The 17,464-nt window shown below is 39.9% G+C and carries 10 protein-coding genes and 1 pseudogene; 8 read left to right on the top strand and 3 right to left on the bottom strand.

Going from position 1 to position 17,464, the window contains the following annotated elements:
• The first annotated feature begins 252 nt into the window (after positions 1-252).
• The 4 genes from BK580_RS20305 to BK580_RS20280 all read left to right on the top strand — a co-directional run bounded on the left by BK580_RS20305 (position 253) and on the right by BK580_RS20280 (position 10,231).
• Complete coding sequence (locus BK580_RS20305; protein ID WP_078382094.1) at positions 253-1,212, top strand: tRNA dihydrouridine synthase; 960 nt, start codon at positions 253-255, stop codon at positions 1,210-1,212.
• 86 nt (positions 1,213-1,298) lie between these two features.
• Positions 1,299-2,006: a M48 family metallopeptidase gene (locus BK580_RS20300; RefSeq protein WP_078382093.1), complete on the top strand. Its 708-nt coding sequence runs from the start codon at positions 1,299-1,301 to the stop codon at positions 2,004-2,006.
• Between the two features lie 656 nt (positions 2,007-2,662).
• On the top strand, positions 2,663-9,292 hold the full coding sequence (locus tag BK580_RS23975; RefSeq protein ID WP_235864082.1) for a 5'-nucleotidase C-terminal domain-containing protein: 6,630 nt from the start codon (positions 2,663-2,665) through the stop codon (positions 9,290-9,292).
• A 453-nt stretch (positions 9,293-9,745) separates the two neighbouring features.
• A complete protein-coding gene (locus BK580_RS20280) occupies positions 9,746-10,231 on the top strand; it encodes a carboxymuconolactone decarboxylase family protein (protein ID WP_078382092.1) in 486 nt (161 codons plus the stop codon).
• Positions 10,232-10,386: 155 nt separating this feature from the next.
• On the opposite strand, the gene sigJ is transcribed toward BK580_RS20280, so the two are convergent.
• Entirely contained in the window at positions 10,387-11,244 is an 858-nt protein-coding gene (gene sigJ / locus BK580_RS20275; protein WP_078382091.1) for an RNA polymerase sigma factor SigJ, read from the bottom strand.
• A gap of 347 nt (positions 11,245-11,591) precedes the next feature.
• Here sigJ and BK580_RS20270 point away from each other — a divergent pair, with 347 nt between their 5' ends.
• From BK580_RS20270 to BK580_RS24175, 3 genes and pseudogenes are all read left to right on the top strand, one after another.
• Positions 11,592-13,040, top strand: coding sequence for a spore germination protein (locus tag BK580_RS20270; protein ID WP_078382090.1), 1,449 nt, complete (start codon positions 11,592-11,594; stop codon positions 13,038-13,040).
• The gene (locus BK580_RS20265; protein ID WP_078382089.1) at positions 13,037-14,200 is read left to right on the top strand and encodes a Ger(x)C family spore germination protein; all 1,164 of its coding nucleotides are present in this window, start codon (positions 13,037-13,039) and stop codon (positions 14,198-14,200) included. The genes BK580_RS20270 and BK580_RS20265 overlap by 4 nt, the downstream gene beginning before the upstream one ends.
• Positions 14,201-14,223: 23 nt before the next feature.
• A pseudogene (locus tag BK580_RS24175) lies at positions 14,224-15,256 on the top strand (GerAB/ArcD/ProY family transporter).
• Between the two features lie 71 nt (positions 15,257-15,327).
• Here the strand turns inward: BK580_RS24175 and BK580_RS20250 are convergent.
• Positions 15,328-16,068, bottom strand: coding sequence for an SDR family oxidoreductase (locus BK580_RS20250; RefSeq protein WP_078382087.1), 741 nt, complete (start codon positions 16,066-16,068; stop codon positions 15,328-15,330).
• Positions 16,069-16,244: 176 nt separating this feature from the next.
• On the opposite strand from BK580_RS20250, the gene BK580_RS20245 reads away from it, so the two are divergent.
• On the top strand, positions 16,245-16,817 hold the full coding sequence (locus BK580_RS20245; protein ID WP_169865166.1) for a TetR/AcrR family transcriptional regulator: 573 nt from the start codon (positions 16,245-16,247) through the stop codon (positions 16,815-16,817).
• Positions 16,818-17,200: 383 nt separating this feature from the next.
• On the opposite strand, the gene BK580_RS20240 is transcribed toward BK580_RS20245, so the two are convergent.
• On the bottom strand, positions 17,201-17,386 hold the full coding sequence (locus tag BK580_RS20240) for a hypothetical protein (RefSeq protein ID WP_078382086.1): 186 nt from the start codon (positions 17,384-17,386) through the stop codon (positions 17,201-17,203).
• Positions 17,387-17,464 lie beyond the last annotated feature (78 nt).

Raw genomic sequence — 17,464 nt, 5'->3', positions numbered from 1 at the left:
TTTATTTTAACAGAGAATAGAGGGAAATTGAGTGGAACATGAAAATGTTTAAAACGACTGCACAATAAGCGAAAGAGGCTGGGACATAACTAGATAATATAGTTATTCACAACTTGAACTGTCCAAATCTACTAGTGTTTGATAATAAGTTATGGAGCAAGATATAAGTGTATAAGAATTGGAACATTCGGCTTTATATTTTTTGACCGGGTGTTAGAAGTTGTATTTATTGCGAGAGGATTTGAGTTTGAAATGATAGATAATTTTTGGCGTGATTTACCAAGGCCATTTTTTGTATTAGCACCGATGGAAGATGTAACAGATGTAGTTTTTCGTCACGTAGTAAGTAAAGCAGGTCGACCGGATGTATTTTTTACAGAGTTTACAAACTCAGATAGCTATTGTCATCCAGAGGGCAAGGAAAGTGTGCGTGGCCGTTTGCTTTTTACAGAAGATGAACAGCCAATGGTGGCACACATTTGGGGAGATACTCCCGAGTATTTTCGTCAAATGAGTATCGGCATGGCTGAGATGGGATTTAAAGGTATTGATATTAACATGGGTTGCCCTGTACCAAATGTGGCATCGAGAGGGAAAGGTAGCGGCCTTATTCTTCACCCGGATGTTGCGGCAGAACTTATTCAAGCAGCAAAAGCGGGCGGACTGCCTGTCAGCGTGAAAACACGACTTGGCTTTACGGAAGTAAACGAGTGGGAGGAGTGGTTAACGCATATTTTAAAACAGGATATTGCGAACCTTTCTATTCATTTACGTACAAGAAAGGAAATGAGCGCAGTAGATGCGCATTGGGAGCTCATTCCGGAAATCAAAAAATTACGTGACCGTATCGCACCAAATACGCTACTAACCATTAATGGTGATATTCCTGACCGTCAAACTGGGCTGCAACTTGCTGAACAATATGGGATTGATGGCGTTATGATTGGACGAGGTATTTTTAAAAATCCTTTTGCTTTTGAAAAAGAGCCAAAAGAGCATAGCAGTAAAGAATACCTTGATCTCTTAAGACTGCAGTTGGATCTTCAGGATCATTATGCAGAACTAGTGCCACGTTCCATCACAAAGCTTCATCGCTTTTTCAAAATTTATGTTAAAGGGTTCCGTGGGGCTGGTGAATTAAGAAATCAACTGATGAACACGAAATCAACAGATGAAGTGCGTGCATTACTTGATAACTTTGAAAAAGAATGATGATGAGACGGGGGATGGTTCTTAACTGCTTCGGAAGCAAGAGAACCATCCCCGTGCTTTTAAAGTACATGATGTAAGGTGATAAAATGATACATACATATTCAGGAGAAACGATCTATTTTGAGATAAAGTACAAAAATCGTACATCCATGGCCATTCAAATGGACGCCTATGGAAATATCGAAGTCCAGGCTCCTAAAGGTACACCGAATGAAAAAGTGATTCAATTGTTAGAGGACAAGTGGGAACTGATTCAGGAAAAATCAAAGGAGATGAAGGATAGACTTCTTGGGCAGCAGGAGAAAAACTATAGTCATGATGAGAGGGTACTTTATTTAGGAAAAACATATCCTGTAAAGGTTTATCCAGATACTACTATTGAGCAAGATTATGTCGTGTTTGATGAAAAACATATAAATGTCTATGTGAAACAGGTTGAGGACAAAAACATAAAACAAGCTTTAAAGCGATTTTATTATCAACAATGCAAAGCTATCGTGGAGAAGAGTGTAAAATCCTATCAGAGTAACTTCAAAGTAAAACCACGTTCGATCCGTATATCTAATAGTAAAACTACATGGGGAACCTGTGATTCCCAATTACAGTTAACATTTAATTGGAGACTGGCGATGGCGCCAATTAAAGTAATCGATTACGTAGTAGTACACGAAATGTGTCATATGATTCATCTCAATCACGACCGTTCGTTCTGGCGACTTGTCGGAAAAATATCGCCCGATTATAAAGAGCAGGAAAATTGGTTAGCGCTGTCAAATTGGAAAATGACGATTTAGCCAGGCAAAGCAAAGGGTCGGGGCTGGTCGAGGCGCTTGCGCTTTTTTTTACAATATTTGCAATGAAACTGAATCTGTGTCGATTTTCACCAATATTTGTATTTACGTAAATTTCTCCCTAAATTATAATAGGTTTAGGGGGATTTTAGGGTTGCACTGTGTTCAAGCTGCTCATAGTCATTTAGCGGATTCAAAATGTCGCTGAAAGTAAGTGCTCAAAAGGTCTTTATACTTTTTGGATATATTTTTTCTGAAATGTTTTCAGACTTTTCGGTATTTCGACAATTTTTACATTAGATTAATACTAGATTCATATTAAGACAATACAATTTAATTCGGGAAGAGTTTGTTTGAATTTACAAAGTAAGAAAATGGTACTGGTATAACCGTTAATAGAAGGGTTTTTAAACTTATTTGAGATTACACCTTATGTTAACGCTTACATACCGTGTTGAAAATTATAGTTTTTCAGACAAAAAATAGAAGGAGATTAATTGGTAATATATATTTTCCTAGATGTATAAATCTGAATATTGCTACTTGCGAGAAGTTACGTGTCGCAAAATGCTACTACAGGCAAATTCCCCTGAAAAAAGAAACCCTAAACAAACACGATTCAACAAACGAATTATTAAATAAATAGGTGGAGGAGAAACATGAAAAGACGACATAAGAGAAGTATAAGTATTGTCACGTTGATTTTCTTGATCACAAGTTTATTTTCACCAGTGGCTAATACTAATGTAAAAGCTGAAACTGTTGTTGCTACTGATCTCATTATCTCAGAATATATTGAGGGATCGAGCTTCAATAAAGCTATTGAACTATTTAATGGAACAGGCGAAGAAATTGATCTGAGTGGCTATACTCTTGAACATTACAATAATAATGCAAGTGTCACTACAGGAACCACTACACCTAGTAGTTCGTTAACATTAGAGGGGAAGCTTGCAGAGGGTGATACATACGTTATTTCCCATTCAAGTGCAAATTCTGCCATTCTTGCTGTAGCTGATAAAACCAACAATCAAGTCATCAATTTTAATGGGAATGATCAAATTGTCCTGAAAAAAGATGGACAAGTCGTAGATTCAATTGGCCAAGTCGGCTCAGTTGAAAATGTTCTTATGGATGTTACCCTTGTAAGGAACAGCAATATTACCACAGGGGATACGATCATCAATGATGCGTTTAATATAGACACGGAATGGACTAATTTAGGGAACAATGTTTTTTCTGATCTTGGAAAGCATACCTTTGGAGTCACTATCCCTGAAGAGCCTACCGACCCAGAAGATCCAGAAGAACCTACCGATCCTGAACCAGTTGTTCCAACCGTTTCCATTGCACAAGCGCGCGAACTAGGTGAGAACAACACGGTAACGTTTGAAGGAATTGCAACAACAAATACAGGACTATGGGGTTATGATACCTTCTACATGCAAGACGAAACAGCAGGAATGCTCGTCTTTAATAGTCTTCATAACGTTAAACCGGGAGACAAAGTAAAAATTACCGGTGAATTGATTACTTATAATAATGAGTTGGAGATCAAACCAACCAAACAAGAAATTCTTTCATCTGGAAATGAACTTCCAGCAGCACAAGCTGTCACAAAAGTAGATGAGAGTACACAAGGTGAATGGTTAAAGCTTGAAAATGTCACGATTTCTGACATGACAAAAGACAATTTTGGAACTGCTACATTTGAAGCAGTCTTTGAAAGTGGAGAAAGCGTTACTGTCGTTCACGATAATCGTACAGGCTCCACCTATGATGACCTGATCAAGTACTACAAAGAAGGAGATCAAGTTCATCTTACAGGAGTTGGTTCTGTCAATAGAACTGGCTATCACTTAAAGACTATTGGTCTAGAAAGCTATGATTTAGTTAACAAGCCAGCCGTTTATACAACTCAGGCACAGGGGGTTGTAGCAGCAGGTACGAAAATTGAATTGAAATCCGATCTTGAAGGTGCTGAAATCTATTACACTAATGATGGTTCAGCCCCAAGTACAGAAAGTACAAAATATAGTGAAGCAATTGCTTTAGAAACCGGAGAAACTACCATCAAGGCGATTGCAGTTGCCGATGGAACGGAGAGCGAAGTATACAGCTTCACTTTCAAAATCCTGAATACAGAGGGTATCTTTATCCATGAGATTCAAGGAAAAGGACATGTCTCAGAATATAATGGTTCTTCTGTGAAAGATGTCACGGGTGTGGTAACGCATGTCTTTAATCGAAACGGCTTTGTCATGCAAGATCATGAGAATGCAGATGATGACGATGCAACATCCGAAGCAATTGAAGTAAACCTTAACGATCATGGGGTTTCTGTTGGGGATACAGTTTCTGTAGACGGAAGAGTGACAGAAACTGGTGGAGGCGCTAACCTTTCCAGAACTCAAATTACCGGATCTGCAGTAACAAAGACAGGAACAGCTGCTCTTCCTGCACCTCTTGTAGTTGGGAAAGATATCTTCCCTCCAAACAAGATCATTGATAACGACAAAATGGAGTCTTTTGATCCTGAAGAAGATGGCATTGATTTCTGGGAAGCTGTTGAATATATGCGTCTATCATTCCCGGATGCTCTTGTATTGGGACCACCATATTCCGGTGAGGTTCCAATCATCGTGGAAAGCACAACAAATAACGAATTGAATTTAAATGGTGGACTAAATATCGCAGCAGACGATTATAATCCTGAAAAAATCATGCTATCTGGTGTCGGCACTACTTATAATGCCGGAGATCGATTTGATGGAGATGTAGTTGGTATTCTTTCGTATTCAAGTTCAGGATACCGACTAGTGACAGATAGAAGCACATTGCCGGAAGTTATCAAATCAACCATCAAACCTGAAGTTACGCATATTGAACCTGCAGAGGATAAATTGACTGTAGCAAATTACAATATTGAAAACTTCTCAAACAACCCAGCAAATACACCAGATGCAAAAGTGGCAAGAATCGCAAAGTCATTTGTGGAGAATATGAAATCTCCTGATATCATTACGCTTGTAGAGGTTCAGGATAATGACGGACAGACTGATTCTGGTAATACAGATGCATCCGAGAGCTATGAGCGCTTGATTGATGCAATTAAAGTTGCCGGCGGTCCAACCTATGAATGGACGGACGTTGCACCTGTAAATAACACGAACGGTGGTGCGCCAGGCGCAAATATCCGTGTTGGTTATCTGTACAACCCTGAACGTGTTGATTTAGTTGATGCTACTAAAGGTACAGCAACTCAAGCAAATGATTGGACAGAACAAGGTACCTTAACGCTTAATCCGGGTGTAGTCAACCCTGCTGCATTCACTAACACACGTAAACCGATTGCTGCTGAATTCGAATTCCAAGGTGAGCGTGTCGTCGTTATCGGTACTCATCTGAATTCTAAAGGTGGAGACCAATCTCTTTGGGGAGCAAATCAACCACCGATATTGGGATCGGAAAGTCAGCGAATTCAATTAGCACAAGAAATTAATAATTTCGTTAGTGCAGGTCTTGAAATAAATCCTGATTTGAATATCGTTGTTGCTGGAGACATGAATGATTTTGAATTCACCCCAGCACTAGAAACGCTTAAAGGCGATGTTTTAACAAATATGGTTGATCACGTTCCTGGAGAAGATCGTTTCTCTTATTTTTTCCAAGGAAACAACCAAGTATTAGATCATATCCTTGTTTCAAACAATCTGGTATCAAACACATCAGTCGATATGATCCATATCAATGCTAATTTTACGGAATTGCAAGGTCGGGCATCTGACCATGATCCTGTGTTGGTGCAAATCGATTTAGCAGCAGAACCAGCAGGTCCAGACTTGACACTTTTCCATACGAATGACACTCATTCAGCATTGGATTTGATGCCAAGAACAATCACAGCTTTAAAAGATTTAAGAGAAAATTCACCAGAAGCACTTCTTCTTCATGCAGGTGATGCATTCACTGGAACATTGTATTTCAATGAATTCCAAGGTAAAGCTGACCTTGCCATGATGAACTTGATGGGCTTTGACGCAATGACATTTGGTAACCATGAATTTGACTTAGGTGCTTCACCAGATGGCCATCAAGCATTGGTGGACTTTGTTAAGGGAGCGAACTTCCCATTTGTTAGTGCAAACGTTGATTTTTCGAAGGATGACAAATTCGATGGCCTATTCAATGACTCCATTGAATCAGCATATGACAATGGTCAGATTTATAATGGGATCATTAAAGAAGTAAATGGTGAAAAAGTTGGTATCTTCGGTTTAACAACGGAGGAAACAGCTGACATCTCCAGTCCAGGTTCCATAGAGTTCCAGAACTATCTTGACGAGGCTAAGAAAGCTGTTGAGTATTTAGAAGCTCAAGGTGTCAATAGAATTGTGGCTTTGACTCACATAGGGTATGACGACAATGCAGCAATCGATAATGACTTGATTCTTGCTGAAGAGGTAGAGGGCATTGACGTTATCGTAGGTGGACATAGCCATACAGCATTGTCCAAACCGGTATTGATCGATAATGGTGGAGCACCAACACTAATCGTACAAACTGGAAATGCAAACAACAATCTTGGTGTGTTGAATGTTAATTTTGACAATGACGGTGTGATTACAACATATGATGGTCGCTTATTAGCAATCAACAATAGTATTGCGGCAGATCCAGATGCAGTAGAAGTGCTTGCGCCATTCAAAGCACATGTTGATGCAGTATCACAAACAGAAATCGGCGTGTCTACACCTAAGGCTTTAGAAAACCCGCGTACAGATGGAGATAATACAAAGCCAAGTGTACGTAGGAACGAAACAATCCTTGGTAACCTGATTACCGACGGAATGCTTGCAAAGGCTAAAGATTTCACTGGTAAGGACGTTATCATGGCATTGCAAAACGGTGGTGGAATCCGTGCAGCAATCAATGAAGGTCCGATCACTGTTGGTGAAGTTATCGAAGTTCTTCCATTTGCCAATACTTTGGCAACGATGGATTTGACTGGTGCAGAACTAAAAGAAGCATTTGAAAAAAGTTTCAGTCAATACCCTGGAGAAAATGGCGGATTCTTACATGTAGCCGGGGGTAAAATAGAGTTCGATTCTACGAAACCAGTAAACGAACGTGTAGTATCAATAAAATATCTAGATGAAAATGGGAAATATGTTGAAATTCAAGATGGAAAAACATACACGATTGCAACGAATGCATTCACAGCAAAAGGCGGAGATGGATATGACGTCTTTGCGAAAGCATATGCAGAGGGCCGTGTAACGGATTTAGGTCTGTCTGATTGGGAAAACTTCAGCAATCACTTAGTGAGTATTGGCAGTGAGGGAATTCCAACTGAATTGGAAGGTCGAATTACTGATGTAAAAGGTCAATTTAATTTGACTGTTATGCATATGAATGATACTCATTCGGCCCTAGAAAGCATGCCGAAGACAGTTACTGCTATAAAAGAAATTAGAGGTGTAAAACCTGATGCACTACTTCTAGACGCAGGTGATGCATTTACTGGAACCTTATACTTCAATGAATTCAAAGGTGAAGCTGAACTGGCTATGATGAACTTAATGGGCATTGACGCAATGACGTTCGGTAACCATGAATTCGACTTAGGCGCTTCACCAGATGGCCATCAAGCATTGGTGAACTTTGTTAAGGGAGCGAACTTCCCATTTGTGAGTGCAAACGTTGATTTTTCAAAAGATGCGAAGTTTGATGGACTATTCCATGACTCCATTGAAGCAGCTTTTGAAAATGGTGAAATCTATAATGGTATCATCAAAGAAGTGAACGGGGAGAAAGTTGGTATCTTCGGTTTAACAACAGAGGAAACAACTGATATCTCAAGTCCAGGCTCCATTACTTTTAAAAATTATATAGAAGCAGCTGAAAAAGCAGTTGCGTCCTTAGAAGCACAAGGTGTAAATAAGATTATTGCATTAACTCATATTGGATATGACGACAATGCAGCAATCGATAATGACTTGGTCCTTGCAGAACAGGTAGAAGGCATTGACATTATCGTAGGTGGACATAGCCATACAGCATTGTCTAAACCGATAGTTGTCGCGAAAGATGCAACTCCAACTGTAATTGTGCAAGCTGGAAATTCCAATAACTATCTTGGTGTGCTCGACGTTAAATTCGATGAAAATGGTGTTGTAATCCAACATGATGGACACTTAGTTGTAATCAGCGAACAAGTAGCTGATCAAGAAGCAGTAGAAGTATTGGCACCATTTAAAGCACATGTTGATGCGGTTGCTAATGAAGAAATCGGCGTATCGACTCCAATTGCATTAGAAAATCCACGTACAGATGGCGACAATAGTAAGCCAAGTGTACGTAAGAACGAAACGATCTTAGGTAATATAATTACAGACGGAATGCTTGCGAAGGCAAAAGATTTCACAGGTAAGAATATCATCATGGCATTGCAAAACGGTGGCGGAATCCGTGCAGCAATCAACGCAGGTCCGATCACTGTTGGTGAAGTTATCGAAGTTCTTCCATTTGCCAATACTTTGGCAACGATGGATTTGACTGGTGCAGAACTAAAAGAAGCATTTGAAAAAAGTTTCAGTCAATACCCTGGAGAAAATGGGGGTTTCTTACATGTAGCCGGAGCTAAAGTAGAGTTCGATTCTACGAAACCAGTAAACGAACGTGTAGTATCAATAAAATATCTTGATGAAAATGGTCAATATGTTGAAATTCTAGATGGAGAAACTTACACGATCGCAACGAATGCATTCACGGCTAAAGGCGGAGATGGATATGACGTCTTTGCAAATGCATATGCAGAAGGCCGTGTGTCGGACTTAGGTCTATCTGATTGGGAAAACTTCCGCGATCATTTAGTAAGCATTGGAAGCGAAGGTATACCGACTGCAGTGGAAGGCAGAATTGTAGATGTAAGTTTAGAGCCAGGTGAAGAACCAGGCGAAGAGCCAGGTGAAGAACCAGGCGAAGAACCAGGTGAAGAGCCAGGCGAAGAACCAGGTGAAGAGCCAGGCGAAGAACCAGGCAAGAATCCAGGTAATAAACCAGGCGAGAATCCAGGTAATAAACCGGGCGAGAATCCAGGTAATAAACCGGGCGAGAAACCAGGTAATAAACCGGGTGACAAACCAGGTAATAAGCCGGGTGACAAACCAGGTAATAAACTTCCAAATACAGCAACAAATACTTACACGATTTTATTAACCGGATTCATTTTAGTTCTGACTGGTGGGGTTTTATTCTACCTTAATAAGAGAAGAAGAACTGTTTAATTATTGTAAAATTGGTTAATGAAGCAGTGGGGAAGGTTCTCAGTGCTTCCTATGGGAAGATGAACCTGTCCCCGCGTCCATTTAAACAAACCTTTAAAGCAAGAATAACTCTAGAACGTTTTTCCGAAAGAAATATGCAGCCGCAATTTTATTCTTTCTGAAAATACAAAAAAAAAAAGCCTTGTAGAGAATTTTTACTCTCTACAAGGCTTTTTAGCATAATCTATATGTCTAGTTTTCGACTATTTTGGGGAGCGACAGGCACCTCCTTGTCACAAAAATAACACTAGCGTCGTTATATAGTTGAGTGTACTAAATTGGAGGGAGTTGAGGTTAAAGGTAGAAAGAGTGCAGCAATGACGAATCCAGTAGTCCTAATAGAATGCATATTCATTAGGATAGATAGTGCTTGAAAACTATTAATCATAAAATAAGAAAAGAGGGACAACGGTCATGACACAACGTATTAATTATATGCAACAATCACCAGAATTTTTCAACAAGATGATTGAACTTAGCAATGCCGAGAAGGAAAGTGCAATTGAGGAGAAAATCCTCCATCTCGTTCACATCAGAGCTTCACAAATGAATGGGTGTGGGTTTTGCCTAGACATGCATATCAAACAAGCCAAGATCCATGGTGAGAGTGAGCTTCGCCTTTACCATATCTCGATTTGGCGCGAATCAACGCTATTTAGTCCGCGCGAACGAGCTTCATTGGCATGGACCGAGATATTGACTAAGATGCCTGAGCAAGGTGTACCTGACGACATTTATGACCGTGTTCGTGAGCAGTTGTCAGAAAAAGAAATATCAGACCTTACTTTTTCCATTATGGCAATCAATGCTTGGAACCGTATTAACGTAGCTTTCAAAACTGTACCGGGTTCTGCAGACACAGCGTTTGGATTGACGAAAGCCGGACTATCAGCACAATAAGCGCACCTTGCCACGTGCTCTTGAGGAAGATTATTGTTTTGCTCATTAATAATCGTCAACTCGATCTAATAGTTTGATTCAAAAAAAGACCCGAAAGATGGTAACTTTTTTAAAGTATCCATCTTTCGGGTCTCAATAGGAAAGCAATATAGGTATCATACTCCTACATGCTTCAGCTTGTCGGGGTTCCGGACAATATATATGTTGCGGATCAAATTTTTCTCCATATGAACCATCCCCACCGTATGAATTCCTTCACTTGAACGAAGAATAAAAGCGGGTTGTTCGTTAATTTGACTGATTTCTATATGTGAAATTCCGTCAATCATTGATGCTTGTCGTACCGGACCAAGCAGGAACTGTGCAACGAGATCTCGTGTTTCAATTGGATCGAAAGCGGCGGTTACTTTTCCACCACCATCTGAGACCATTACAACATTTTGATCAAGCATAGATACGACTTGATTCATGTTCCCCTGTTTGAGTGCTACCAGAAAATCCTGAACAAACTCTTTAGAAGCAGTTTCCGGTTGAATAAGTTCTTCAGAGGTAATCCCCATTTTTGCACTCGCACGACTGAACAGTTTGCGGCAATTTACCTCGCTTTTTTCAACAAGTTCTGCAATTTCATGATAGTCAAAGCCGAGAGCCTCACGAAGGACAAAAACGACTCGCTCCGTTGGTGTCAGCCGTTCAAGCAGTACCATCATCGCGTATGACAATAGATCATCACGCACGACCGATTCCATGGAATCATCATTCGAGAGGGGTTCTGGAAGCCATTCTCCATAATATTGTTCGCGTTTATTACGCGCTGATTTTTGTAAATCCCGACAACGATTCGTTACCATTTTACAAAGATAAGCTTTAGGTTCAGTTAGCTTCTCCAGTGGTACGTCATACAATTTTAGAAAAACGTCATGCACAACATCCTCCGCGTCCGAAACCGATCCTGTCAGTTGATAGGCGAGCTTAAATAGTAACCCTTTATATTGCTGGTACATTTCCTGCATATTTTCACTTCCATTCTCTTTCTATAAATTGCTTATTCTCATAACAAGGGCTACAAAAATAAAACGAGGTAACAAGTATTTTTGTGACTAATCAGTGCTTCTTCTAAAATTAGTACATAACATTTCCTGTTTAGGTCCAAATATGTATATTACCTTACAAAGAGTTTATAAGATTCATAAGCCTAAACACGAACTCATTTTGTTTTGATCATTTTTATGTGGGTTATGCAACTCTGACGATGCTCGGATGGTCTTTCGTATGCTTCCATTCCGATAATGCATAGATGCAAGCGGAATGGCTCATAATACCCAAGTGATAGGAATTTAATCATCCGGAGTGGTCAGTCATGAGTGCTATAAGCAAATCTATCGAAGTGAATGAAGCATACCTGAGAGAACAATTTCATCATTCCTCAGACGTTGTACTACGCTCATTGAAATTAAAGGATGAAACCATTCTTTTACTTATATATATTGAAGGTATGACTAAATTGCAAGGTGTAGAGGATAATATCCTTAAACCCCTAATTTTCAGCGGTTTGCCAAAGGGAATCGATTTAATAGAATCACTCTCTGAGATGTTCAGACGCGAATGGGTTCCACTAACGAATATTAAGACTGATAAATCATTGGAGGATTTAGTTCAAGATATCCTAAAAGGCAGCTTGGTTATTTTAGCGGATGGTGAAGACTCCGCTATCATCGCTCAGGTCCAAGACTACGAGAAGCGAGGTATTCAAGAGTCGCAGAAGGAATCGACCTTGCGAGGCTCCAAGGAGGGCTTCGTCGAGAATCTCCGCACGAATACTTCGATGATCAGACGAAGAATTATTCACCAGGATTTGAAAATGGAATCTTTTACGATAGGGAAATATACGCAAACCGAAGTTGTCCTTACATACATGGAAGGGAAGGCGGATGAGAATGTATTATCGGAAGTAAGAAGCAAGCTTGGAAAAATTGATACTGACGGAGTAATCGATTCTGCATATATTGAAGAATGGATAGAGAATAATTCCTTTTCTATGTTTTCACAAATCCAGAACACTGAACGTCCGGATATCGTGACCGCATGTTTATTAGAAGGAAAGGTCGCACTCATTACAAACGGAACACCATTTGCCCTCATTCTACCCTTTACCTTTTGGGAGGGGCTACAATCGGCGGACGACTATTTTGAGAGATTTGTATTTATTATTTTGACTCGGATGATTAGATATATTATGACCTTCGTATCTTTCGCCTTACCAGCAATCTACGTCGCGATAACCACTTTCCATCCGGAGATGGTCCCACGCTATCTGATGTTCAGCATCGCTGCCGCGAGAGAAAACTCACCATTCCCGACCTTTATCGAGGTATTGCTGATGATGATTATATTCGACGGATTGCAAGAGGCGGGCATTCATCTTCCTAATCGACTAGGACCGGTCATGAGCATTATTGGAGCACTGATCATCGGACAAGCAGCTGTAGAAGCCGGCATCATATCCACGCCAATTATTATCGTTATTTCATTAACAGGAGTTGCCGGTTACACCATTGCGAGATATAGTGCTAGCCTTCCTTTTCGTATCATTCGCTACCTCATGCTCTTTATCACCGGTGCTCTTGGCTTCTACGGTTTTGCATTCGGCATTATTATATTGTTAATCCATCTTGTGACACTGGAATCTTTCGGTACCCCATATTTTAGCCCTGTAGCCCCGTTTGACGGTAAACGGATAAAAGACCGAATAATCCGATATCCTTTCTGGATCAAGAACGGCCAGAATAAGAAAGAGAGTATAAAATGAACCGACGCGCCATTCTTGTCTGTATCACTTTAATCATTTTAATGCCAGTTTCTGGCTGCGAGAATTTTGTTGAACCAAACCAATTGGCTTTCATCATCGGTTCTGCAATCGATCATGTTGATAATGGCGGTATCGAAGTTAGCCATCAAATCGTAATTCCCTCTCAGATAAGTGGAAGTGTAATGGGAGCAAGCCCCAGCGATTCGGAAAGTTTCGTTGTCATATCAGCCGAAGGTAAAGATATTTTTGAAGCAAATCAAAAAATCCGGAGGAAAATGTCCCGCAAATTGATGGAGAATCATCGAATCCTAATTGCGATCAGTGAAGAGTATTTCGAAAAAAACGATGTAAGCAAGTTATTCGATAAACTGAACAGGGATCCTGCAAACAATTTAAGGGATATTTCGATCATGATAAAAGGAGGCCGTGCCAAGGATTTCCTCATGCAAGAACACCCTATGGAGCATCTATCTAGCATTGCAGCCGGTAAGGAGATGCGTATTAACGGGATGAGAAACTTCTCGTCGAAACAGCTTGTCATTGACATTCTTTCTGAAGGGAATAGACCTCTGGTTCCAGTTTTTAAAATAGAAGAAGAAAAAATAAACAGTAAAGAAACGATGCAGATTGCATTATTTTCAGGTTTCGCCATCTTGGATAAAGACCTTAAAGTCAAAGGGATTCTGGATGAAGAAGAAGGATCTGAAGTAGCTTGGATGGCGGGGAAAGAAACGTTTCAAGGTGTAACGATTCCATGGAAGGATGGCAATGGTACTTTATCATTTAGGTTTACTCGGCTTAAACGTCAGATTCGCTCCGTTAGCGGCGATAATCCCAATCGCATTGTATTATCCGTCAAAGCACAAGCGTATCTTCTTGAAAACACGACCACACTAGATATGTATGAAGTAGATAACATAGTCGAAGTCCAGAAATACCTTAACGAGCAAATACAAAAGGAATTACAGCAATCGGTGGATAAAGTCCAGGAGTTTGGGCCAGACGTATTCGGCATCGGCGAGCATCTTCATCGCGAATTTCCTTATTGGTGGAAATCACAAAAAGAAAATTGGGATGAAACATTCATGGAAACCGACGTTAACGTTAAGGCGAATATTCGACTAAGGTCACTCGGAACGAGCGGAAAAAGGTTCAAATAGTAAGGAGTAGGGGGAAGTGACGGATGAAGGTAACCGGTTATCAATTGTTTTGGCTGATTAGTATCTCTTCTATCATCATATTTTCCTATGTTCCCATAAAGCTTGCTGCTGAGCAATCGCTCCAGGATAGTTGGATTTCTATTCTACTTGGGGGCATAATCATGTTGGCCATCACTTGGCTCATGCTCCAGGTTTGTATGCAAAATAAGGATAAAACGTTAGTTGCTTTCATTAAAGACCTTCTAGGCACCGTGCTAGGGAAAATATTTGTCACGTTTTACTTCATCCTTTGGTTTATACAAATGTCTACAATCACAAGAGGCCTTGGGGAGTTCCAAAATTTAGTGTTGCTGCATGAGATGCCGGTGATTGTCATCTTCCTGTGTATGTTATTTCTCGTTGTTTATGTGGTGTTTAAAGGGGGGATTACGGATATTACCCATCTATGCGGACTCGGGGTGGCTGCAGATTCTGAAGGGCACTTTATATTCCTTCAACTATATGATAGATCCTTCGATTATTCTCATGCTCTTCTTTTTTGCCGAAAACAAACGTACGGCTTCGAAAGGAATTCTTTGGGGAACGACGATTGCTATGCTATGGGGAGTCTTAACCACCTTGGTACTTTTGTTTATGACCGGACCAAACATCACCGCTGAGATGGTAGTTCCCGTGTATTCTCTCACGAAGTTTGTTTCTATTCTAGAATTCATTCAGAACATCGATGCTTTTTACATTACCTTTTGGGTACTTGGTGCCTTTATTAAACTATCAGTATGCTTGTTCATCCTTAGCTATGGGATAGCGGAGTGGACCGGTTTCAAGAATTGGAAGCTTATCGCATGCATAACGACTTTCTTTTTACTGGCATTCGTGATCTATACCACATACGATATTCGGATTGGATATGAGTTTAAAAATATCCTTTTTATTGGCTTCCTTTATCCACTCGTCTACATAGTCATTCCTTTGATTTTATGGGTGATTGGTAGCATAAGAAATCATAGAAGCAACGGAAGCAACAGGGATAGTTCAAGTGCTTCTAACATCAACTAACCAGTTAACAAAAATGTAAAAAAACGCCCTTCCCATTATGAAATGAGAAGAACGATATATTTTGGTTAATATTATGGCAGTATTGTCGGTCTAATCACAATCTCATTGACCGCTACATCATTGGGTTCATTTATTGCATAAGAAATCGCTCTGGCGATGCTGTATGGAGAAATGGCCATACTGTTTACTTGACTTGCCATTGCTTTGACTTCCGGACTACTAATTGTATTTGTCAGTTCCGTATCGGTCATTCCCGGAGAGATAATGGTGGAACGGATACGGTTTGCTGGTGATTCTTCTTGTCGGAGTCCTTCTGAAATTGCTCTGACTGCAAATTTTGTTGCGCTATATACAGCAGAGGTTGGATGGACTTGATAGCCAGCAACTGAGGCGATATTGATGATATGGCCAGATTGCTGTTCCCGCATGGTCGGCAAAACCGCGGCGATGCCGTACAAAACTCCCTTGATGTTAACATCTATCATTTGATCCCATTCATGTATTTTTAGTTCATTTAGGTGTGATGCTGGCATGATACCAGCATTATTCACCAGAACATCGATACGACCAAACTGATTTTTGGCAAACTGCGCTAGCTTCTGCATGTCTTCAGAGGAAGCAACATCCGTCTGTAAATAGACGGAAACTCCTCCACTCTCTTCGATTTCATTTGCAATTGTTCTCAGACGATCTTCTCTCCTTGCAGCCAATACTACCTTTGCGCCGTTTTGAGCTAATAGCTTAGCCGTGGCCTCACCTATTCCACTAGATGCTCCTGTAACAATAACTACCTTCGATTTTAAGTCTTCCATCAGTTAGTCCTCCTTCAATATTTCAAACTATTTTAATCAACATGTGTTGAATAAGCGCCGCTTGTTAATTATTATAAAGGTAGGAGATTTGAATTCAATGGCTAATAAATGTCCATTTGTCTCATATTCAACATTTATAATCACTTTGTTTATTAACTATAGGAGGGAAATTAAGGATGGATATTGAAACCAAGACAGACAGGAGAATTCTGAAGACAAAAAAAGCTATTACCGAGGCTTTTCTAGAACTCTTTTCCGATAAAGAAATTGAACAAATCACCATAAATGAAATAGCTGAACGTGCAAATGTAAATCGGGGAACAGTATATCTTCATTACACGGATAAATATGACTTGCTTAATCAATGCATAAATGAGCATTTAAACAAAATGTTCATTTATTGTAAAGATAATGGAATGAATCCAGAGAACTCGAACATGTTCCATATGCTTGAGATAATATTTACTTATTTTCAAAAAAATTATATGTTTTTCTCTTCTATGCTTTCCAGTAAAACAACCATTGAATTTCGAGAGCGTATGCTGCAGTTTATTGTATCCAACATCAATGAAAAAATAAATGCACAGAAAACCAAACACGAGATGGATACGGAACTTCTTACACAGTTTTTGGCTTCCGCTTTCGTTGGTACTGTGGAGTGGTGGATTGTGAATAAAATGCCTCATTCCCCTCAATATATGGCAGAGAATCTAGGGAGATTATTTGAAAAGCAAGGGTATTTACCTTAAGTGATAAGCAGAAGGGGCATGTGGGAAACTAGATTGTCAATATGGGGTGAATACAGGAAAAGGTGAAGTCAAAATTACATTCATGCCATTAGCTTATTTATGAGTGAAATGGGTTTGAATAGAGTTTATGTAACTGCCTTGGAACAATGGTCTGACTGAGTGAAAAGTTAACATTACGGAATGCCATTTGGTGTAGCGATAGTAATCCTTTTAAGTGATGTTGTTTAAGTGTTTAATAAGTTCTTTTGTGTATTGTTTTACAATCTTTCTATGGAAGATGCACCTGCGTCCGCTTAAAACCATACTTTTCATAACATTTTATTGCATGTTCGTTATATTCAAGAATAATAAGCCAGGGGCTATGTCCCTGACCTGGTTATGGACTATTGCTTTTTCATAATACCTGCTGCTTGAAGTTTAGCTAATAGCTCGTTAAAGTCTGCTACTAACTCAGGTAGTGTAGCTGCAGTAGAGTCAGCTTGGTACTCTATCTGAAAACTAACCTCATCGGGTTGTATCTTAACTAAAGTGCCTAATCCTGGTATAAGCTTTTTCCCTTCGTGTGCCATGGTTATCACCGCCTTTCAAATGGAACCGATTTCCTAGCTACCTCCTTTGGAAACCCTATGAAGGAGGGTTTCCAAAGG

The organism is Sutcliffiella halmapala (assembly GCF_002019665.1).
Lineage (GTDB): Bacteria > Bacillota > Bacilli > Bacillales > Bacillaceae_I > Sutcliffiella_A > Sutcliffiella_A halmapala.
This window is presented reverse-complemented; position numbering and strand designations above follow the sequence as displayed.